Raw genomic sequence first — 20,958 nt, forward strand, 5'->3', positions numbered from 1 at the left:
GAGCCCTTCCTTCGAGGATCCCTACGGTCGCACCTCAGGATGAGGTGGTGGGTGGGATAGAAAGCTGTCCGACTGCATTATCCTCGCAAGTCAAACAGGCTCTGAACCCGATGAGCGGCGGCGCCGGGCGGTCCGGCGCCGCGCATACTCCCTCCCGACGAGGCCCGCCATGTCCTCCTCCCGGCCCTTCGTGGTCATCGCCGAGTTCCGGGTGCGGCCCGGCTCCCTCGACGCGTTCCTTGACCTCGCCCATGACGATGCCCGCTCCTCGGTTGCGCAGGAGCCCGGATGCCGCGCCTTCGACGTCGCGGTGAGCGAGAGCGACCCGCTCACGGTGGTGTTCTACGAGGTCTACGACGACCGCGCCGCCTTCGACGCCCATCTCGAGACCCCGCACCTCGCCCGGTTCCGGGCCGGCTTCCCGGCCCTGATCGAGGAGGAGCGCCCGGTGCGCTTCCTCGCCCGCACCCTCAGCGGGGCGGAGCCGTCCTGATGACGCCGTCGACGATCGGATTCCTCGGCACGGGCATCATGGGCGCGCCGATGGCGCGCCACCTGTGCCGTGCCGGGCACGCCGTGCGCGCCTGGAACCGCTCGCCCGGCAAGGCCGCCGCCCTCGCGCAGGAGGGGGCGAGCCTCGCCGCCGACCCGGGCGAGGCGGTGCACGGCGCCGACGTCGTGATCTGCATGCTGAGCTCCGGCCCGGTCTGCGACGAGGTCCTGCTCGGGTCCGGCGGCGCGCTCGCGGCGATGGCGCCCGGCGGCCTGCTCGTGGTGATGAGCTCGATCCCGGTCGAGACCGCGCAGCGCCAAGCCGCGGCCGCGGCGGAGGCCGGACTCCACTACGTCGATGCCCCGGTTTCGGGCGGCGAGCGGGGCGCGGTCGCCGGTACCCTGGCGATCATGGCCGGGGGAAGCCCGGAGGCGTTCCACAAGGCCGAGCCGGTCCTCGCCGCGATGGGGCGCCCGACCCATGTCGGTCCGGCGGGCTGCGGACAGCTGGCCAAGCTCGCCAACCAGGCGATCGTGGCCTCGACCATCGTCACGGTGGCCGAGGCGATCACCTTCGTCGAGCGCGGCGGGGCCGATCCTGCCAAGGTCCGCGAGGCTCTCCTCGGCGGCTTCGCCGATTCGACGATCCTCAAGCAGCACGCCCTGCGGATGATCGAGCGCGATTTCGCGCCGGGCGGCCCGGCCAAGTACCAAGTCAAGGATACGGGCACCGCGCTCGCGCATGCGGCGACGCTCGGCCTGACGCTGCCGGTCCTGTCCCTCGTCGATCGGCTGTTCTCGGACATGATCGCGCAGGGCGACGGGGATCTCGACCACAGCGCGGTCATCCGGGAGCTTCACCGCCGCAACGGGCTTCCGCTGCCGTGAGCTGCGCGGGCAGCGGCCCGGGCCCACCTGCCAGCCCGCTGCCTGCAGCAGGGCTGTGACACGGGCGGTAGCCGTAGCGTCCGTACTCGGACGCCAGGGCCACGATGGCGCGGGTCAGCGCATCCTCGTCGGCCGGCGGCGTGGGCACGTAACGCTGCGTGCCCCGATGCTGGCCGACGATCCGGCAGGCGTGACGTTCCGAGAGGCCGTACTTCTCTCGGTTGCCGTCCACCGCCTGCCGGCGTCGCTCAGGGGCTATGAGTTTCCCGCGGCGACCTCCGCCAGAACCTGCCTCTCCGGCGGGAGATCGGCCACCAGACGCCGCAGCCGCGCGTTCTCGCGCTCCAGGTCCCGTCGGCTGGTCCGGGCCTGAAACGCCGCGCGTGCCGGAGGGCTTCCGGATCAAGGCCTTCGCCACCGGCCTCGCGCATCCGCGCCAAGTGTACGTCCTGCCGAACGGCGACGTGCTGGTGGTGGAGGCGAACGGGCCGAACGTCGAGCCGGTGCGGCGGCCGAAGGACCTGATCATGGGCTGGATCAAGGCCTTCGCCGGGGCCGGCGCCGGGGCCGAGGGCGGCAACCGCATCACGTACCGCGGCTCCGTCGAGTCCTGGAACATCCGCGACCGGCACATGTTCGAGACGCTCCGGCACCTGATGGCGGACGGCGCCAAGGCGATCGTCTGGGCCCACAACTGGCATATCGGCCATGCGGGCGCGACCGCGATGGGCTGGGAGGGCGAGTTCAATATCGGTGAGCTCGCCAGGACGGCCTACGGCGACAAGGCGGTTCTCGTCGGCTTCGGGACCGATCGCGGCACGATGGCGGCGGCCGACGACTGGGACGAGCCGATGCGGGTGATGGACGTGCGGCCGGTCCGGGAGGACAGCCACGAGGCCCTGTTCCGGGAGGCGGGCCTGCCGCGCGCCTTCCTCGATCTGCGGGAGCCGGGTTCGGCGGCGCTGCGGGAGGCCTGGACCGCGCCGCGCCGCGAGCGGGCGATCGGCGTCGTCTACCGCCCGGACACGGAGTTGCAGAGCCACTACTTCGAGGCGGTGCTGCCGGAGCAGTTCGACGCTTATGTCTGGCTGGAAGAGTCGCGCGCCGTCACGCCGCTGCCGCCCGCCGAGATCCGGCCCGGCGAGAGCGAGACGTACCCGACTGGGTTGTGAGCCGGCGGCGCGCGAGGCTGGATCACCGGGACGGCGGGCCGACCGCGCCGCTCAACCCGTCGATTGCATGTTGGAATCGTCGCTCGGCCCGATCGGCGGCAGGGCGCCGGTGCCCGGCGTCGCGTCGGGGTTCATGTAGCGCGGGTCGGCATGCGGGCCCGCGGCGGGCATCCGCGCCGGCGGACCGCCGCCGAGGCGCCTCAGGTTCTCCGGCGGCGTCTCGGCCTCGGTGGCCGCGACCGTGTCGGTGCTGCCGCCCGCCACCGCGTCGAGCCGCGCCCGGTCGGAGGCGATCCGCACGACCTCCGCCTGCCAGTCCGGCTCGCGGTCCATCCGGCGCCGCAGGTCGTCGGGACGGGCGAGGTCGAGGGGGCTGTCCTGCCCGAAATCCTGGCCGTTGCGGTCGGTGTAGGGATCGAAGTCGCGCAGGTTCGGGCGGGGCCGGGCGCCCGTGCGTGGGCGGGCGCCCGCGCGGCTCGATTCCGGACCGGGCCGGTCCGGCCCGCTGTCGCTCATCGCCACCAGCGCGAGTTCGGCGAGGCCGAGCGCCACCAGCAGGGCGCGGTCCCCGCGCCGCTCCTCGCGCATCAGCAGACCGGCGCCGACGAAGGAGAGGGCACTGGCGGCGTCGAGGGCGAGGTGCGCCCGCATCGAGAGCACCGGCAGGAGGCCGCCCTCGTGCCGGGTGAGGAGCGTGTAGGCGAGGTGCCACACCGGTCCGACGCTCATGATCCGGCGCGTGCCGGAGCCGCGCCCCTTCGTCCGGCCGAGCGCCGCGATGAGTGCCGGAATGGCATAGTCGCTGGCGGCGTGGAGGCGTGTGCTGATCACGCGGTGGCTCCTGTGGACGCAGCTGTGCCATCGTCGCGCGGCCCCGGTCGTCCGCCCGGATCGGTGTGGCCGAACACGGAAGACGGCGAGCTTCGATGCCGTGCATTGATTCTATTTGGGTTGATGGGACGACGATGCGACGGATGTTAAGCAGGATCGATGATTTTCGATGATGGTCACGCGAGATGTGCCTGCCGCGGCTGCCGGACAGGCCCACTCCCTCTCGCTCAAGAAATCGTCCTCGCTTTAACGCCCGTGAACGCGCCTCCGCCGGGATCTGAGATGCTGGCGAGGCCATGCGCTTCACGGTTCTCGACCCTGCGCCGCCGATGAGCGGCCGCGTCCCGCCGCGCGTGCGCGCAAACCGCGCTTCGGGAGCAGGCTCATGCTGGTGCGACGCAAAGGAAGCCGCGAGGGCGGCGGCAGGGGGAACGAATCCTCGACGGAGCGTCCGAGTGCCGTGCCCCAGGACGGGACGCCCGCCCTCGACCGCCGGAGCTTCCTCCGCCGCTCCGGCCTGACAGCGGGCGGGCTCGCGGGCCTCGGGACGTTGCGACTCGGGGCGGTGCGCCGGGCCGAGGCCGCCGGTTCCTCGACGAACCCCGCCGAGACGGTGATCCGCAAGAACATCTGCACCCACTGCTCGGTCGGCTGCACCGTCACGGCCGAGGTCGTCAACGGCGTCTGGGTCGGCCAGGAGCCGTCCTGGGAGAGCCCGATCAACCGCGGCGCGCACTGCGCCAAGGGCGCGGCGATCCGCGAGCTCGTCACCAGCGAGCGGCGGCTGAAATACCCGATGAAGCTCGTGAACGGCGAGTGGCAGCGCCTGTCCTGGGACCAGGCGATCGAGGAGGTCGGGAACAAGCTGCTGGCGATCCGGGCGGAATCGGGCGCCGATTCGGTCTACTGGCTCGGCTCGGCCAAGTACACCAACGAGGCCGCCTACCTGCTGCGCAAGTTCGCAGCCTATTGGGGCACCAACAACGTCGACCATCAGGCCCGCATCTGCCACTCGACGACGGTGGCGGGCGTCGCCAACACCTGGGGCTACGGCGCCCAGACCAACTCCTACAACGACATCCGCAACGCCAAGACGATGATCATCATGGGCGGCAACCCGGCCGAGGCCCATCCGATCTCGATGCAGCACATCCTCTCCGGCAAGGAGATCAACCGGGCCAACCTGATCGTCATCGATCCGCGCTTCACCCGCACGGCGGCGCACGCGACCGAGTACGTCCGCATCCGCTCGGGCACCGATATCCCGGTGATCTGGGGCATGCTGTGGCACATCTTCCAGAACGGCTGGGAGGACAAGGATTTCATTGCGCAGCGCGTCTACGGCATGGAGGACGTGCGCAAGGAAGTCGCCAAGTGGAATCCCGACGAGGTCGAGCGGGTCTCCGGCGTGCCGGGCGAGCAGCTGCGCCACGTCGCCGAACTCTTCGCCAGGGAGAAGCCCGCGACACTGATCTGGTGCATGGGCGCGACCCAGCACACCGTCGGCACCGCCAATGTCCGCGCCTTCTGCATCCTGTGCCTCGCCACCGGCAATGTCGGCAAGCCCGGCACCGGTGCTAACATCTTCCGCGGCCACACCAACGTCCAGGGCGCCACCGATCTCGGCCTCGATGTGACGAGCCTGCCGCTCTATTACGGTCTCGTCGAGGGCGGCTGGCGGCACTGGGCCCGGGTCTGGGAGGTCGAGTACGACTGGCTGCAGTCGCGCTTCGACGAGGTGCCGGCCACGGGCAGCCGCAAGGCGCGCTCGCGCAAGGAGAACATGGAGACGCCGGGCCTGACCTCGACCCGGTGGTTCGACGCCGTGAACCTGCCCGGCGACCAGGTCGACCAGCGCAGCCGGCTGCGCGCCATGATGATCTCGGGCCACGGCGGCAACACCGTCACGCGCCTGCCGGAAGCCCTCGACGGGCTCAACAAACTCGACCTGCTGGTCGTGGCCGATCCCCACCCCACCACCTTCGCGGCCCTGAATGCCCGCCGCGACAACACCTACCTGATGCCGATCTGCACCTCGCTGGAAATGGACGGCTGCCGCACCGCCTCGAACCGCTCGCTGCAATGGGGCGAGCAGATCGTGAAGCCGGCCTTCGAATCGAAGAACGACTACGAGTTCTTCTACCTGCTGGCGAAGAAGCTCGGCTTCGCGGAGTCGCTGTTCAAGAACATCAAGGTCGAGAACAACGTCCCCCTCGCCGAGGACCTGCTGCGGGAGATCAACCGCGGCGGCTGGTCGACCGGCTATTGCGGCCAGAGCCCGGAGCGCCTGAAGGCGCATATCCGCAACCAGCACGTCTTCGACATCGTCACCTTGCGCGCGCCGAAGGACGCGCCCGAGGTCGGCGGCGACTATTACGGCCTGCCCTGGCCGTGCTGGGGCAAGCCGGAGATCCGGCACCCCGGCAGCGCCATCCTGTACAACACCGCCCTCCACGTGAAGGACGGGGGCGGCACCTTCCGGGCCCGGTTCGGCACCGAGCGCAACGGCCAGACGCTGCTCGCGGAAGATTCCTTCTCCCTCGGCTCCGACCTCACCGACGGCTATCCCGAATTCAGCATGGCGGTGATGCGCAAGCTCGGCTGGGACAAGGAGCTGACGGCGGACGAGCAGGCGGTCATCGCCCGGATCGGCGGCAACGCCATCGATGCGGTGAACTGGTCGACCGACCTGTCGGGCGGCATCCAGCGGGTCTGCCTCGATCACGGCGTGATGCATTACGGCAACGGCAAGGCGCGGGCGAATGCCTGGAACCTGCCCGATCCGGTGCCGGTCCACCGCGAGCCGATCTACACGCCCCGGCCCGACCTGGTGGCGCAGTATCCGACCCGACCCGACGAGCGCCAGTTCCGCATGCCGAATGTCGGCTTCTCGGTGCAGCAGGCGGCGGTGGAGCGCGGCATCGCGACGGCCTTCCCGATCATCCTGACCTCGGGCCGCCTCGTCGAGTACGAGGGCGGCGGCGAGGAAACGCGCTCGAATCCCTGGCTCGCCGAATTGCAGCAGGACATGTTCGTCGAGGTGAACACGGCCGATGCCGCCGAGCGCGGCATCAAGGACGGCCAGTTCGTCTGGGTCTACGGCCCGGAGAACACCGCCCGGGTCAAGGTGAAGGCGCTGGTCACCGACCGCGTCGCCAAGGGCGTCGCCTTCATGCCGTTCCACTACTCGGGCTGGTACCAGGGCAAGGACATGCGGGAATACTACCCGCGCGATACAGACCCGGTGGTGCTCGGCGAGAGCGTCAACACCGTCACCACCTACGGCTTCGATCCTGTCACCGGCATGCAGGAGACGAAGGCGACGTTGTGTCAGATCCGGGCGGCGTGACGCCGGGCAAGTCGTCGGACAGAGATCACGTCCACAGGGTGCCATGGGCTGGCCGGACCGCCGCCACCGCTCCGCGCGTCCGGGCAGCGTGAAACGGCGGAAGGCGGCTCGTCATCCGACCCACGCCGCCTGGACAGGCTTCGTCAAAGCGGTCACCGGTTTTGTAAACCTGTGATACCGCCGCGCCTTCGAACGGACGCGTTCGAAGGCGCAAGGCAAGCCCGAACGGGCGTCGGCGCTGACGCGCCGAACGCCTTGCCGTCGACGCGTCGACGGCAAGGCGCGATGGTATGACACAACAAGCCTCCGAGCGGGCGAAGTGTCGGCTCGGCAAAGCAAGTCTGCCCAGACTTCAGTCATCGCCTCGATGGCAGCGATCACCTCGGCATCCTCCGCATGGAAGGCGATTGGCAGGATCCTGCGGATCGTCTCCTTCCTCGCCCTCGAAGCAGCCCTCACCCTCGGAAAAAATCTCCTCGGTCCACAGCATCTCTTCCGAAACAAGAATACAATCACTGTCGCCAATCTCGATTACGCAGTAAACATGTTTTGATTTCATGGTCCGACGCATAATTTTTTAATAAATTATACTTTCTACGCGCCAGCATGCAAGGAACTCGTTGATTGCACGAACCGAGCGTTTCGAGGACCGCCATGGTCTCTGATGCAGCTGGGCTCTCAGGTTCGTGGGTGGGTGGTCCCCTCCCCTCTTCGCGGTCCCGCACGACGACGCCGTCCGGCCGGACAAGAGTCGGCAGGCTCGGTCCGCAGCGCGGTCGCCCGGCCCCGCTTCCATTCACCAAAGGCAAGAATTTTGGAAAGTCTTTCCCTCCCCATATCGTAGAAAGAAAGAACATGCCTTACCTCCACGCATGACCCACAGTATCATGCGTGGGTCAGCAAACATGGATATGGGGCGGACGTGACGACCGAATTCATCAGTGTGACGTTCACGAACTCGTCGAACGAGATCAATCCGGTACGCGATCCGGCGATCGAGCCCGATTTCCTTGTGCGCTACGCCCGCGCCCTCGACGATTACGGGTTCGACTACACGCTCGTCCCCTACGCCTCCTCGTCCTTCGATCCGTTCACGATCGGCGCGACGATTGCGGCGCACACGAAGAATATCAAGATCATCGTTGCGCTGCGTCCGAACACCCTCTACCCGACCGTGGCCGCGAAGGCGCTCGCGACCCTCGACCAGCTGAGCGGCGGGCGGGTCGTCGTGCACTTCATCGCCGGCGGCAGCGACGCCGAGCAGGCGAGCGAGGGCGACTTCCTGGGCAAGGAGGAGCGCTACGCGCGGCTCGAGGAATATATCCGCATCCTGCGCCGCGCCTGGCATTCGGCGGAGCCGTTCGACTTCGACGGCACGTATTACCAGTTCAAGCAGTTCCGGAACGCCGTCCGGCCGGTCGCCGGCACGATTCCGGTCTCGGTCGGAGGCTCGTCCGATGCGGCCTACCGCATCGGCGGCGCGCATGCGGACATCTTCGGGCTCTGGGGCGAGCCGCTCGCCGAGACCCGGGAGCAGATCGCGCGCATCCACACCGAGGCGGCACGCGCCGGCCGCACCGACCGGCCGCGCATCTGGGTCACCTTCCGGCCGATCGTCGCCGAGACCGACGAGCTCGCCTGGGCGAAGGCGCATCGCACCCTCGACGCGCTCAACGCCAACCGTGCCAAGGGTCTCGGCAAGGCGCCGGCGACGGCCCCGCGTCCGGCCAATGTCGGCTCGCAGCGCCTGCTCGCCATCGCGGCCCGGGGCGACGTCCACGACCGCGCCCTGTGGTATCCGACCGTCACGGCGACCAATGCCAGCGGCGCCTCGACCGCCCTCGTCGGCTCGCCGCAGACGGTCGCCGACGCGATCCTCGACTACGTCGATCTCGGCGCCGAGCTGATCTCGATCCGCGGCTACGACAACCTCAACGACGCGGTCGATTACGGCCGCTACGTGCTCCCCCTCGTCCGCGAAGGACTCGCGCAGCGCCACGCCGTCGAGGCCCGCGCCTATGCGTGACGATCTGGTCGTCGCCGGCATCGACCTGTCCGGCGTCGTCGCGCGGCTCGCGGCCGCCGCGCCGGCGGCCGATGCCGCCGCGTCCTTCCCACGCGAAGGCGTCCGGGCGGTCCACGAGGCCGGCCTGCTGGAATGGGCGGTGGCGGCGCGCTACGGCGGCCGCGAGCTGCCGCTGGGCGACCTCGCGCGGCTCGCAGCGGGGCTCGGGCGCGGCGACCCGTCCGTCGCGCTCATCAGCCTGATGACGCTGTTCGCCCACCGGCAGCAGGCGATCGGAAACTTCTGGCCCGACACGCTCTATCGGCGCGTCCTGGCGGAGGGCGGACGCGGCCCGGTGCTCCTCAACGCCGCGCGGGGCGAGCCCGAGCTCGGCTCCCCGGCGCGGGGCGGGCTGCCGCGGACCCGTGCCCGCCGGACCGGGCGCGGCTGGTCGATCAGCGGGACCAAGCGCTTCGTCACCGGCTGCGAAGGCCTGTCCTACATCCTCGTCTGGGCGAGCACCGACGAGACGCCGCAGCGGGTCGGCACCTTCGTGGTGCCGGGCGGCGCCCCGGGCATCCGCATCGTCGAGAACTGGCGCAGCCTCGGCCTGCGGGCGAGCGGCTCGCACGACGTCGTCTTCGACGAGGTCGAGATCGACCGCGACGACGTGATCGGGCTCACCCCCGCCGACATCGCCGGCCAGGACAACCGCGCCCATGCGGCGATCACCCTCGTGGTCACCGCCCTCTATCTCGGCGTCGCCGAGGCCGCACGGGAGGCCTTCCTGGCCTTCGCCGAGGACAGGGTCTCGGCCAATCTCGGCTATCCCCTGGCCCGCACGGAGCGGTTCATCGCGCTCGCCGGGGAGATCGACCTCCTGGTCAGCGGTGCGCGCCAGATCATCCTCGGCGCTCTCGACCACGCCGCCGACACGCCCGACACGCTCCTGCGGGCCCGGCTCCTCGCCGGCCGGCAGATCAAGCAGGCCGTGCAGCTCGCCGTCGGCGCGCTGGGCAATCCGGGCCTGAGCCGGGACACCGCCCTGGAGCGGCATTTTCGCGATGTCCAGTCCGTGCTCGTCCACGCGCCGCAGGAGGACACGGTGATCGCCCTCCTCGGGCGAGGCGCCTTCGCGGCCGTCACCGACACCTCACGCCCGGACCGGCTGCCGGCCGCGTAGCGCCCGCCGGGGCACCCGAAACTCTCAGGATCTCATGATGACCGATTCCCTCTCTCCGTCGCGCCGCGGCGTGCTGACGGCCGCCGCGGCCCTGACCCTCGCACTCACGGTCCCGGCCCTCGCGGGCGGCGAGCCGCGCCAGGGCGGCGACGTCGTCTTCCTGATCGACTCGCTCGGGCCGACCTGGATCCCGAACAACAGCGCGATCTCGAGCTTCCAGGGCCACATCTGGGGCCACGTCACCGACAAGCTCGTCTACGTCGACGCCGACGGCAAGGTCAGCCCGTGGCTCGCCAAGGGCTGGGAGCAGAACGCGGACGCCACCGAGTTCACCCTGCACCTGCGCGAGGGCGCGACCTTCTCCGACGGCACGCCGCTCGACGCCGCTTCGGTCGTCGCCAACCTCGACATCTGGCATGCCGGCCGGATCAAGGAGGGCATCAACCCGATCGGCCTGTTCCCGAAGACCTACGAGCGCGCCGAGGCGCTCGACGCGCGCACCGTGAAGGTGGTCTTCAACGCGCCGACCCTCGGCTTCATCCCGACGCTCGGCTATCACGGCTCGATCCTGATCTCGCCGAAGACCCTGGCGAGGCCCGCCGCCGAGCAGGCGGATCTGGGAAAAACCGCCGGCAGCGGCCCGTTCCTCGTCGCCGCCTGGAAGGAGGGCGACTTCGTCAAACTGGTCCGGCGCAAGGACTACAATTGGGGGCCGGCCGCGGTCGGCCGGACCGGACCAGCGAGCCTCGAGTCGATCACCTACAAGGTCGTGGCAGAGCCCTCGCTGCGGGTCGCCGCCGTCCAGTCGGGCCAGGCCGACATCGCCTACAACGCCTCGCCGCAGGAGCTGAAATCCCTCAAGGAGGCCGGGCTCACGGTGGCGACGCCGCGCTATCTCGGCTTCGTCAACGGCTGGGCGATCAACACGAAGCTCGCGCCCTACGACGACGTGCGGGTGCGCCGGGCGCTCCAGGCCGGCATCGACCGCCAGGAGATCATCGACACCGTGTACACGCCGGACTGGAAGCTCGCGACCTCGTTCATCCAGAGCAACGTGCCGGGCGCGACCGACCAGAGCGCGCGCCTCGCCTACGAGCCGGACAAGGCCGAGCGGCTCCTCGACGAGGCGGGCTGGATCAAGGGGCGCGGCGGGATCCGCGCCAAGGGCGGCAGGCCGCTGACGCTGACGCTCTACTCGAACCCCTATCTCGCGACGGCGAAGGCGGTCGACGAGCTGATCGCCCAGCAGCTCGGCCGGCTCGGCTGGAAGGTCGACATCCGCGCCTACGACGTCGTGACGTTCGGCCAGAAGGTCCAGTTCGGCGGCCCGGCGGTCCCGGCCTACGAGGTGACGCGCAGCTTCATCGACGCCGGCACCGTCGCCAGCATCCTCACCAACGCCAATAACGGCGAGAACTGGTTCGCCCTCGGTGACAGCGACGCCAAGATCAACGAGCTGCGCGACCGGATCGCCGGGGCCAAGACGATCGAGGCCCGCGATCCACTCCTCGACGAGCTGCAGAGATACGTCCTCGACCAGGGCTACTTCATCCCGCGCACGCAGATCGTCCAGCGCATCTACGTGCAATCGCCGAAGCTCAAGGGCGAGACCTACAACGGCATCGCCTATGCCAGCTACTACACCGCGACCAAGGGCGAGTAGCCGTGGGCGGACCGCCATGAGGCGCTCAGGCCTGTTTGATCTAGCCGGCGGACTTCAAAACCTTCGTCGTCGTTCCGGGCTCCGCTGCGCAGCCCCGGAATGACCAGAGGATGTCAACGCCGTTGGGGCAGGCCGAACATCTCCAAGACACGAGACGATCTCTCATGAGACACCCCTACCTGATCTACGCCGGCAAGCGCCTCGCCCAGGCGGTGGCGGTGATCCTGCTCACCTACCTGTTCACCTTCGTGGTCGTCAGCATCCTGCCCGGCGATCCCGTCACCAACGTCCTGCGCGATCCCCAGAACGGGTTCAGCGAGGAGCAGATCCAGGCGATCATCGCCGCGCAAGGGTTGGACCGGCCGCTGCTGATCCAGCTCTGGACCTCGCTGACGCACTTCCTGTCGGGGGATTTCGGGCTGTCGATGCGCTCGAGCCGGCCGGTGGCGACGCTGATCGCCGAGGCGCTGCCCTCGACGCTGACGCTCGCCTCCGCGGGGCTCGCCGTGGCGCTCGGGCTCGCCTTCGCGGTCGCCTACGGCACGCAGTTCCTCCCGGGGCGGATCGGGAGCGCGTTGCGGGCCTTCCCCTCGCTGTTCCTGTCGGTGCCGAACTTCGTGATCGGCCTGGCGCTGATCCACGTCTTCGGCTTCCAGCTCGGCCTCTTTCGGGTGATCGAGCCCGACAGCGCCTGGGCGACGCTGTCCGCCGCGATCGCCCTCGGCATCCCGATCTCGGCCCAGATCGCCGAGGTGCTGATCGCCAACCTCGACCACGAGGCGCGCCAGGACTACGCCGCGGTCGCGCGCAGCCGCGGCCTCTCGCCGGCGCGGCTGTTCGGAAAGCATCTCCTCAAGCCGTCCTCGTTGCCCGTCGTCACCGTCATCGCGCTCACGGTCGGCGAATTGCTCGGCGGCTCGCTCGTCACCGAGGCGGTGTTCGGGCGTAACGGGATCGGCAGCCTGGTGCAGCGCTCGGCGGCGGCGCAGGACCTGCCTGTGCTGCAGGCCGTGGTGGCGCTGGCGGCCCTGGTCTTCGTCCTCGTCAACCTGGCCGCCGACCTCGTCTACCCGCTGCTCGACCCGCGGCTGAAGCTCGTCGGGAATCCGGAGCGCCGGCCCGAGACCGCCGACGAGGCCACCCCCTCCTCCTTGCGGACGGTGGCCGGATGAGCACCACCTCGCTCCTCGTCGTCCCGCGCCTCGCGGCCGGCCGGCTCTCGGCCCTGCGGCTGCCGCCGACCGTGATCCTGTCGCTCGCGATCCTCGCCGTCGTGATCGCCTGGTCGCTCGCCCCCGGCCTGTTCACCGCCTACGATCCGGCCCGCGGCATCCCCGCCCATAAGCTGCTGGGCCCGAGCGCCGCGCACTGGTTCGGCACCGACCATCTCGGCCGCGACCTCTACGCCCGCATCGTCCACGGCACCGCCTCCTCGGTGACGAGCGCGCTCATCGCGGTCGGCATCGGGGTCCTGGCCGGCGGGTTGATCGGATTGCTCGCTGGCTTCCTCGGCGGCCTCGTCGACACGCTGCTCGCGCGCCTCGTCGACGTGCTCCTGGCGATCCCGCGCTTCCTGCTGGCCATCATCATCGTGACGGCGCTCGGCTTCGACACCGTCAACACCGCCATCGCCACCGGCATCTCGGCGGTCGCGGTCTTCGCCCGGGTGATGCGGGCGGAGGTGATCAAGACCCGGCAGGCGACCTTCGTCGAGGCGGCGTTCCTGCAGGGCGGCTCGCGCTGGCACGTCCTGTGGCGCCACGTTCTGCCCAACGCCTCGCGCTCGGTGCTGGCGCTCGCGGTGCTGCAGGTCGGCCTGTCGATCCTGGTGATCGCCGGCCTCGCCTTCCTGGGCTACGGCGACCCGCCGCCGGCCTCGGACTGGGGCCTCCTGATCGCCACCGGCAAGGACTACCTCAAATGGCCGTGGCTGGTTTACGCCCCCGCCCTCGTCACGGTCGCCGCCGTCCTCTCACTCAACAGGATCAGCCGATGGCTCCGCCGGACGGATTGACCGTGATCTCGCAAGGCAACCCGCCCCTGCTCCGGGTGGAGGACCTGTCGGTCTCCTATGGCCGCCAGCCGGTCGTCTCGGACGTCGGCTTCGAGATCGGCCGGGCCGGGAGCCTCGCGCTCATCGGCGAATCCGGCTCGGGCAAGTCGACCATCGCCCGCGCCGTGCTGCGGCTCCTGCCCCGTACCGGACGCGCGACCGGCCGGGTCGCGTTCGAGGGCCGCGAGGTGCTGGGGCTCCCCGAGCGCCGGTTCCGGCCGTTGCGGGGCCGGGCGATCGGCTTCGTGCCGCAGGATCCCGGCAACGCGCTGAACCCGGTCCGCACCGTCGGCGCGCAAGGGGAGGAAGCGGCCGCGCTCCTCGACGAGCCGAATCGGGCGCGCCGCACGGCGCTGATCCTCGAGACCTTCGCGGCGGTCGGGCTCGACGACCCGCGGCGCGTCTACGACTCGTACCCGCACCAGCTCTCCGGGGGCATGCTCCAGCGGGTGCTGATCGGCCTCGCGATCCTGCCGCAGCCCGCCCTGCTGGTCGCCGACGAGCCGACCTCGGCCCTCGACGTCACGGTGCAGAAGCGGATCCTCGACCTCCTGTCGCGGCTGCGGGAGGAGCGCGGCATCGGGCTCCTCCTCATCACCCACGACCTCGCGATCGCGGCCGAGTGGGCGGATGCCCTGGTGGTGCTCAAGGACGGCGCCGTGCAGGAGGCGGGCCGCACCGCGACGGTATTCGCCTCCCCCGCCTCGGCCTATGCGCGCAAGCTCCACGCCGACGTGCCGAGCCTCAACCCCGACCGCTACGCCGCCTCGCGCGATGTCGGCTTCCGGCGTCGCGAGGCGGATGCGAGCCCGAAGATCGCGGTCAGCGCCGTCACCAAGACCTTCCGGGTCGACGGCCGGATCACCACGGCTGTCGACGGCGTCTCGTTCGCCGTGCCCACCGGAACCACGCACGCGCTGGTCGGCGAATCGGGCTCGGGCAAGACGACGACGATCAGGCTGCTGCTCGGCCTCGAGGCGCCGGATGCCGGATCGATCCGGGTCGCCGGTCACGAGGTCGCCGGCCGCACGCACGAGGCCTTGCGTGGGGTGCGGCGCCAGCTCCAGCTCGTCTACCAGAACCCGTTCACCTCGCTCGACCCGACCTGGAGCGTCGAGGCGCTGGTGCGCGAGCCCCTCGACCGGTACGGCATCGGCACCCGGGCCGAGCGGGCGGAGCAGGTCCGCGCGGTGCTGGCCGATGTCGGGCTCAAGGCCCACCTGCTCCCGCGCCGGCCGGACGCCCTCTCGGGCGGCCAGCGCCAGCGTGTGGCGATCGCCCGGGCGCTGGTGCTCAAGCCCGACGTGATCGTGCTCGACGAGCCGACCTCGGCCCTCGACGTCAGCGTCCAGGCCGACATCGTCGAGGTGCTGCTCTCGCTGCAGGCCGCGCTCGGGCTGACCTACGTCTTCGTCTCCCACGACCTCGCGCTGGTGCGCCAGCTCGCCCACTCCGTCTCGGTGATGCATCGCGGGCGGATCGTCGAGGGGGGCACTGTCGCCGACATCTTCGACAACCCGCGTCACGCCTACACCGCGGCGCTGCTGGACGCGGTCCCGTCCGGAATCGCGGGCCGGGCCCGCAGGGCGCCTCGGACGGGGACAGGCGAACCGCTCGTCGCGTGATGCCGCCATGCTCAAGGGGCGGATCGCCGTGCCAGGCCCCTCCCCTTCTCCCGGGCGACTGAAACGAAGTGGAAGGCGATCCCGGGAAAGGGGGGAGGAGGTTGTGAGAACCTGCCCTCCCGAACGACCACCCGCCGCCGTCATGTCACCGTGGGTGGGATTGCTCTGGTCATCCAACCCGGGGCCGTCCGAACCGCAGACACGCTCCGGTCCGCGGCCCATGAGCCCTTCAACGGCTCAGGCGGCCAAACGGAACTCGTCGCGCGCATGCATGCGCGCTCCCGCATCGCGTCGACGACATCGCGGGTGAACAGCGTCGGGCAGGTCTCCGACGCCCGGAATCGCACCTTCCACGAGGCGCTCCGTGCGCGACCCGTGACGGCGCCATGATCGTGCAGGCGTCGGCAATCCGGAGGTGACCGACCATCATCGTTGCGCCGAACGCCGCTGCACGACCGCACAGGGCGACGCCGCCAGCGGACCATCGAACGGGTCACCGGTCCGCTGCTCTCAGGCTTGTCCACCACCTGCTGAATCGACGGCTCGTCTCGCTTCTGTCTGCTGAGCGTGCTCATTGACTCGCAGCCTTCATTGCCAGGACACCACGCCCGGCAGAAGAACTTCGGATGACGACGCCAGGTCCGGGGTCTCTACCTGGAAAGCGAGGTTATCCACCGGGTAGAATCCCGCATCGATCTGCTATGGCCTCACCTCCGGCATCGATCGGACGATCGATCGGAGGCGTCCGGGCAATCTCCTGCGGCCTGCTCGCGCTTCCGGACAGCATCCCTGACGAACTCCTCCCGGTTCTGTCCGCCGGCCCGGCGACTCTGAACCGTCAAGGCGCCATGGCTCCACCATGGCCCGGACAAGGATGCATCTGATCGGCGGCCGGTATGAGCGCCGATGGTCCGATCGTCACCGGGAACGCATCGGTGCCCACCGTCGCTGCCGTCGACATCGACCAGACCCGGCATACGGTGATTGACCGAGTCAATGAGTCGACCGTGTTTGCCACATGCGTTTTGCCGTTGCGAGTCCAAGGCAAGACGGACCGAAATACGCTACGCCTTTTGTCTTCTGAAAATTCGGAAAATCTGTCAGCCGCAGGCGTTTCAAGAATCTGTTTCTATAGTTTTGATTCTAGGTTTTAGGCCTGCAAGGCCACTCCAACGCCTTGTCCGTGAAGGTAAATTTCCGAACCCCGGAGTCCGAAATACGGCCTTGCCGGATTGATCTACGCCTCTGACGGATTGATGTACGGCCCATTCGGGAGCGATGTACGTCCGAATCTGACTTGTCCACAGCCGTCCACAGGACCCGTTTTTGTCATCCGAGGGCAGGACCGATGTACGGGGGCTGCCAAAACCGGGGGCCGACCGATTCGCTTTTTGGCAAAGCCGGGCGGACCGAAATACGGGGGTTTTGGCAGTCCCCTCCGCGACCTCCTCCGCCGCCGGTTTTGTCACGGATCGGCGGACCCATGTACGGCGGATTTGTCATTCGACCGGTTCACCATCCGCAGCACGGGCTCGCGCTCGCCGTCGATGATGCTGAGGTCGTAATCGGGCAAGGGAACCGCCGCGTCGACGATCTCCTTGATCGCCTGCCGAAATTTGTGCTTGGGGAGCTTCGACCCACTCCGCTTGTGGAGTTCGGTCATGCCGTACCGGGCTTCCGTCTGTCCGGCGGCCTTGCGCGCCAGTCGATACAGGAACTTCGCGATCGGCCGCGTGATCAGGAAGTAATCCGGATTCAGGGTGAGGATCGAGGGCTTGCCGTCCGGCTTGACGACCCCCTCGTAGACCCAGTCCGGAATATCGATCTCGACCTGGTCGATGCGGTCGGCGCTGGTCCGGGACACGACCTTGTAGCGGCCGATCAGCGGAAACGCCTCGGTCTCGCGGCGGCGCGTCTTTGCCCTGTCGCTCGACAGGTTGGTGATCTTGATCCGGGTCGCCTGAAGACGGTCCAGCGCGCGCTCGAGGTCCTCGTACTGCTTCCCGCCCAGTTCGCGCCGGCAGAATTTCAGAATCTCGGACGCGGCGGGTCGGTAGGTCCGGGGCGGCAGTGACGGCCGCAAGCCCTTCGAATCGTCGATCCGGTACTGCCGCGTCTGCTCCGCGAGGTGCGAGATCATGTTGATGACGATGTCGTAGTCGTAGGCGGTGGCGAGCCCGACCTCGGCGCCACCCTCGACGGTGATGACGGAATCCTTCAGCTCGTAGCGGATGACCCCCTCCCCCGTCGTCTTCGACAGGGCGAAGGGCGCGATGTCCATCAGGTTCATGTCGTCCTTGATCGGAGCGTCATGAACGGTCGGCACGAAGAACGCCAGCTGGGCGTCGTCGAGCGGCGGCGGGCGGACGAGGGCGCGGGGCTGGCGCGGCACCTCGTGCTCGATGATCTTGGCGACCTCCTCGGAGCGGATGGCGTCCGCCAGGATCGTGAGGGATTTTCGGAGCGGCTCCTCCTCCCCAAACTCCGCGAGCTTGAGATCCGCGAACGAGCGTCGGCTGTAGAAGCGCCGGATGCGGCTGAGGCCGTCCTTCGACAGGGGAATGAACTCGTCCCCGCGCAGGTGCGCGACCTGCTGTGCGACACCCTGAAGGTATTCGTTCTTCTCGTGGAGCGAGAGTTTGGCGAACTCCTCGCGCGTCTTGAGATGCAGCTTCGCCATCGGCCTACCAGTTCCTCAAGCGCTTCCATAGCACAGCATCACCTTGCGCATTCGTCTCCGGCGCCTCGGCCTCGGCGCATCAATATCGATCCGGTCTCCCCTCCCGCCTGGCATCGGGCGGCCCCGGGCAGGATTTCGTCTCCCATCGCTGCCGGGATCGCAGCCGCCCTCCCCTTCCCGGCATTCGCGCTCCCCGTCGTGAGCGGGCGACCTGCGTGAGGCTCCCGCATTCGTCCCGGAGCGTGATGGTGCGGGACGCAGTCCGGCGCGGCCGCCCCTGTTCCTGTGACGGTGCCCACCAGTCCGGAAGCACGGGCGATGTCCCTCCATGGCGTGTCCGGCGGTCAAGCTTGTGCGAGGCTTGCGACGGGCTCGACTTCCTGTCCCGAATCGGTCCTATCTTCTCGCTTGCGGTGTTATGGTCGAATTTACCGTTTCACCGTGAACGAGGCCGGACAGATGACTCAACACGCTCAGCCGAGCGGACCCTGGGCGCCCAACCAGACGGCGGGCCGCGATGCCCAGATCCTGGGTGCGAAGCTGCGCGAGATCGCCTCCGTCGTGTTCTCGCCGTCGGAAGCGAAGACGCTGCGCCGGTACACGTCGGGCGAGGTCGCCCGCATCCTCGGCGTGACCGACAGCCGGATCCGGCAGCTCTCACCCAGTCTCCTCGTCTCGGAACCGGAGGTCGCTCCGGGCGGCCGCCGGCTCTTCACCTTGGCCGACATCCATGCGCTGCGCGCTCACCTCGATGAGATCGACCGCGTCGGCCGACGGTATCTCCCGCACCGGGATCCTGCCAAAGGCGAGCACCTCCAGGTCATCGCCTGCGTGAACTTCAAGGGCGGCTCGGGAAAGACGACGACATCCGCGCACCTCGCCCAGTCGCTGGTCCTGCGCGGCTACCGCGTGCTCGCCATCGACCTCGATCCGCAAGCCAGCCTCTCCACCCTTCTCGGAGTCAGGCCCGAGAACGAGCGGGAGCCCTACCCCACCATCTACGATGCGATCCGCTACGGAGACCAGCGGCGCCCCTTCGACGAGGTGATCCGGCAGACGTACTTCACCGGCCTGGATCTGGTCGCCGCCGACCTGGAGCTGGAGGTTTTCGAGTTCGAGGCGCCGATGCAGTCGGCGCGGCGGAAGCCGAACGACCCGGAACCGCCGTTCTTCGCGCGCATGGGCCTCGCCCTGACCGAGGTGGCGGACCGATACGACGTCGTCGTGATCGATTGCCCCCCGCGCCTCGGCTACCTGACCATCGCGGCCCTCTGCGCGGCCACCGCGCTCCTCATCACGATCCATCCGCAGATGCTCGACGTCTCGAGCATGCGCCAGTTCCTGACCATGATGGACGAGATCATGGAACCCGTGCGGGCGCAGGGCGCGGCCCCGACGCATGATTGGTTTCGCTACCTCATCACCCGATTCGAGCCTCAGGACACGCCACAGACCGAGGTGGTCGCGATGCTCCGCGGCCTGTTCGGCGAGCGCGTCCTGACCAAGGCCATGCTTCAATCGGCGGCGGTCTCGAATTCGGGCCTGCGCGGGCAGACCGTGTACGAGACGCCCCTTCGACGTGACGAGGTCACGGGATCGACGTACCGTCGAGCCCTGGACGCACTCGACGCCGTCAACGGGGAGATCGAAGGGCTCATCACCCGCGCATGGGGCCGCACATGAACCAGAAGAAGCGCCTCAGTGCCATCATGGGCACGCCCGTTCAGGCCGATGCTCCGCCACAGGCCTCACCTGAACCATCAATGGGTTACACCCCTGTAGCAGGTGCTACGCCTCACGCTCCCGCCGTCGAGAAGCGTCCCGCGGCGGCGCGCTCCATGGCGGCCATGTGGGCTGCCTCCCGACCCGCTCCGGCGGAGGTCGACGGCGCAGTCGTCGATCTCGACCCCGATCTGTGCCTGCCGTCCGCCATCGCGGACCGTGTTCCCGACGTCACGGATGCGACATTCGGAGCCTTCGTCGATCAGATCCGCGAGGAGGGCCAGCACACGCCGATCCTCGTACGCCGGCATCCCCGGCAGACCGGACATTACGAGATCGCCTATGGGCGTCGCCGGACGCGGGCAGCCAAGGCACTCGGCACGCCCGTCCGTGCCGTCGTGCGCGATCTGAGCGATGCCGAACTTGTGGTCGCGCAGGGGTCCGAGAATCTCGCCCGGGAGGACCTGTCCTACATCGAACGGGCGCATTTCGCCCGGAACATGGAGCAGGCCGGGATCGCCCGGGATGTGATCCTCAAGGCGATGAGCGTGCATCGCCCGGATCTCGCCAACTACCTGGCGGTGGCCGAGGCGATACCCGCGCCGGTGCTCGCCGCGATCGGGCCGGCGCCGAAGGTCGGGCGCCCTCGCTGGCTCACGCTCGCCGACCGGATCAAGGCCGCGACATCGGAGCAGGTCGATGCCGCCCTTGTCTCCCCGGGGCTTGCCGGCAAGGCCTCCGACGAGCGGTTTACGGTGATCCTGAATGCCTTGGCGCCGCCGCCGCCGCGCAAGGCGAAGCCGCGGGCCGAGACCGTCAAGGATGCCAGAGGCGTGAAGTTCGCCCGCATCGAGCGGAGCTCCGACGGCATGCGCGTGACGCTGGACGAGAAGGCGGAGCCGGGCTTCGCCGATTATCTCGCCGAGCGCCTTCCCGAAATGCTTGCCGCTTACCGGCAGGGCAGGGGCTGACCCGATCCCTCCCTCGAACGGAGGGGAGACGGCGACGCCGTCAGGAGGGGCCCACCGGACCGAGGTCCGGGAGGCCCGATCCCTGGAGTTCCGGATGGCCTCCGGGAATCGCTCTGCCCGGCCTGTCGGGGGTCTGAACTCCGCCGGTCGCGACGGACCCCGCAGTGGCGTGACACGGACCGGTTCTCGGACCCGCTCCGCCGTCACGGCGGGAACCGTCTGCCCAGTATGGGCCGCTTCGGACGCGTCGTCTCCACAGTCCAACAGACGCATCGCCGTCGTGTCGAGATCCCGGCTGCCGAGAGCAAACCCGGTGCTTCGCGC

General features: G+C 69.1%; 15 protein-coding genes and 1 pseudogene. 13 read left to right on the top strand and 3 right to left on the bottom strand.

The window, feature by feature from the left end; genetic code table 11:
- Window positions 1-169 precede the first annotated feature (169 nt).
- Entirely contained in the window at window positions 170-493 is a 324-nt protein-coding gene (locus tag MFF64_RS30875) for a putative quinol monooxygenase (RefSeq protein ID WP_099906250.1), read from the top strand.
- On the top strand, window positions 493-1,380 hold the full coding sequence (locus MFF64_RS30880) for an NAD(P)-dependent oxidoreductase (protein WP_238193256.1): 888 nt from the start codon (window positions 493-495) through the stop codon (window positions 1,378-1,380). The genes MFF64_RS30875 and MFF64_RS30880 overlap by 1 nt, the downstream gene beginning before the upstream one ends.
- Here MFF64_RS30880 and MFF64_RS30885 read toward each other — a convergent pair.
- A pseudogene (locus MFF64_RS30885) lies at window positions 1,372-1,752 on the bottom strand (IS3 family transposase); the annotation flags it as partial. The gene MFF64_RS30880 and the pseudogene MFF64_RS30885 sit on opposite strands and share 9 nt — an antisense overlap.
- 11 nt (window positions 1,753-1,763) lie before the next feature.
- Here MFF64_RS30885 and MFF64_RS30890 point away from each other — a divergent pair.
- Complete coding sequence (locus MFF64_RS30890) at window positions 1,764-2,552, top strand: erythromycin esterase family protein (protein ID WP_309296472.1); 789 nt, start codon at window positions 1,764-1,766, stop codon at window positions 2,550-2,552.
- Between the two features lie 51 nt (window positions 2,553-2,603).
- Here MFF64_RS30890 and MFF64_RS38685 read toward each other — a convergent pair whose 3' ends face one another.
- Window positions 2,604-3,383 (bottom strand): hypothetical protein, encoded by a 780-nt coding sequence (locus MFF64_RS38685; protein ID WP_438823107.1) that lies wholly within the window; start codon window positions 3,381-3,383, stop codon window positions 2,604-2,606.
- A gap of 385 nt (window positions 3,384-3,768) precedes the next feature.
- Here MFF64_RS38685 and MFF64_RS30900 point away from each other — a divergent pair, with 385 nt between their 5' ends.
- From MFF64_RS30900 to MFF64_RS30935, 8 genes are all read left to right on the top strand, one after another.
- Window positions 3,769-6,732: a formate dehydrogenase subunit alpha gene (locus MFF64_RS30900; RefSeq protein ID WP_238193257.1), complete on the top strand. Its 2,964-nt coding sequence runs from the start codon at window positions 3,769-3,771 to the stop codon at window positions 6,730-6,732.
- A 367-nt stretch (window positions 6,733-7,099) separates the two neighbouring features.
- Window positions 7,100-7,285: a hypothetical protein gene (locus MFF64_RS30905; protein ID WP_133123090.1), complete on the top strand. Its 186-nt coding sequence runs from the start codon at window positions 7,100-7,102 to the stop codon at window positions 7,283-7,285.
- A gap of 369 nt (window positions 7,286-7,654) precedes the next feature.
- Complete coding sequence (locus tag MFF64_RS30910; RefSeq protein WP_238193258.1) at window positions 7,655-8,758, top strand: LLM class flavin-dependent oxidoreductase; 1,104 nt, start codon at window positions 7,655-7,657, stop codon at window positions 8,756-8,758.
- Complete coding sequence (locus MFF64_RS30915; protein ID WP_238193259.1) at window positions 8,751-9,920, top strand: acyl-CoA dehydrogenase family protein; 1,170 nt, start codon at window positions 8,751-8,753, stop codon at window positions 9,918-9,920. The genes MFF64_RS30910 and MFF64_RS30915 overlap by 8 nt, the downstream gene beginning before the upstream one ends.
- A 37-nt stretch (window positions 9,921-9,957) precedes the next feature.
- Complete coding sequence (locus MFF64_RS30920; protein WP_238193260.1) at window positions 9,958-11,583, top strand: ABC transporter substrate-binding protein; 1,626 nt, start codon at window positions 9,958-9,960, stop codon at window positions 11,581-11,583.
- A gap of 164 nt (window positions 11,584-11,747) precedes the next feature.
- Window positions 11,748-12,755 (top strand): ABC transporter permease, encoded by a 1,008-nt coding sequence (locus MFF64_RS30925; RefSeq protein ID WP_099905088.1) that lies wholly within the window; start codon window positions 11,748-11,750, stop codon window positions 12,753-12,755.
- Window positions 12,752-13,597, top strand: a complete 846-nt coding sequence (locus MFF64_RS30930) for an ABC transporter permease (RefSeq protein WP_099905090.1) — start codon at window positions 12,752-12,754, stop codon at window positions 13,595-13,597. The genes MFF64_RS30925 and MFF64_RS30930 overlap by 4 nt, the downstream gene beginning before the upstream one ends.
- Window positions 13,576-15,261 (top strand): dipeptide ABC transporter ATP-binding protein, encoded by a 1,686-nt coding sequence (locus MFF64_RS30935; RefSeq protein ID WP_099905092.1) that lies wholly within the window; start codon window positions 13,576-13,578, stop codon window positions 15,259-15,261. Before MFF64_RS30930 ends, MFF64_RS30935 begins: the two co-directional genes overlap by 22 nt.
- 1,465 nt (window positions 15,262-16,726) lie before the next feature.
- Here MFF64_RS30935 and MFF64_RS30940 read toward each other — a convergent pair.
- Complete coding sequence (locus MFF64_RS30940) at window positions 16,727-17,941, bottom strand: replication initiator protein A (RefSeq protein WP_238193261.1); 1,215 nt, start codon at window positions 17,939-17,941, stop codon at window positions 16,727-16,729.
- 459 nt (window positions 17,942-18,400) lie between these two features.
- Here MFF64_RS30940 and repA point away from each other — a divergent pair, with 459 nt between their 5' ends.
- Together repA and repB are read left to right on the top strand one after the other, a co-directional pair.
- The gene (gene repA, locus MFF64_RS30945; RefSeq protein ID WP_238193267.1) at window positions 18,401-19,624 is read left to right on the top strand and encodes a plasmid partitioning protein RepA; all 1,224 of its coding nucleotides are present in this window, start codon (window positions 18,401-18,403) and stop codon (window positions 19,622-19,624) included.
- Window positions 19,621-20,634, top strand: coding sequence for a plasmid partitioning protein RepB (repB, locus tag MFF64_RS30950; RefSeq protein WP_238193262.1), 1,014 nt, complete (start codon window positions 19,621-19,623; stop codon window positions 20,632-20,634). Before repA ends, repB begins: the two co-directional genes overlap by 4 nt.
- Window positions 20,635-20,958 lie beyond the last annotated feature (324 nt).

Source organism: Methylobacterium frigidaeris (assembly GCF_022179185.1).
Taxonomy (GTDB): Bacteria; Pseudomonadota; Alphaproteobacteria; order Rhizobiales; family Beijerinckiaceae; genus Methylobacterium; species Methylobacterium frigidaeris.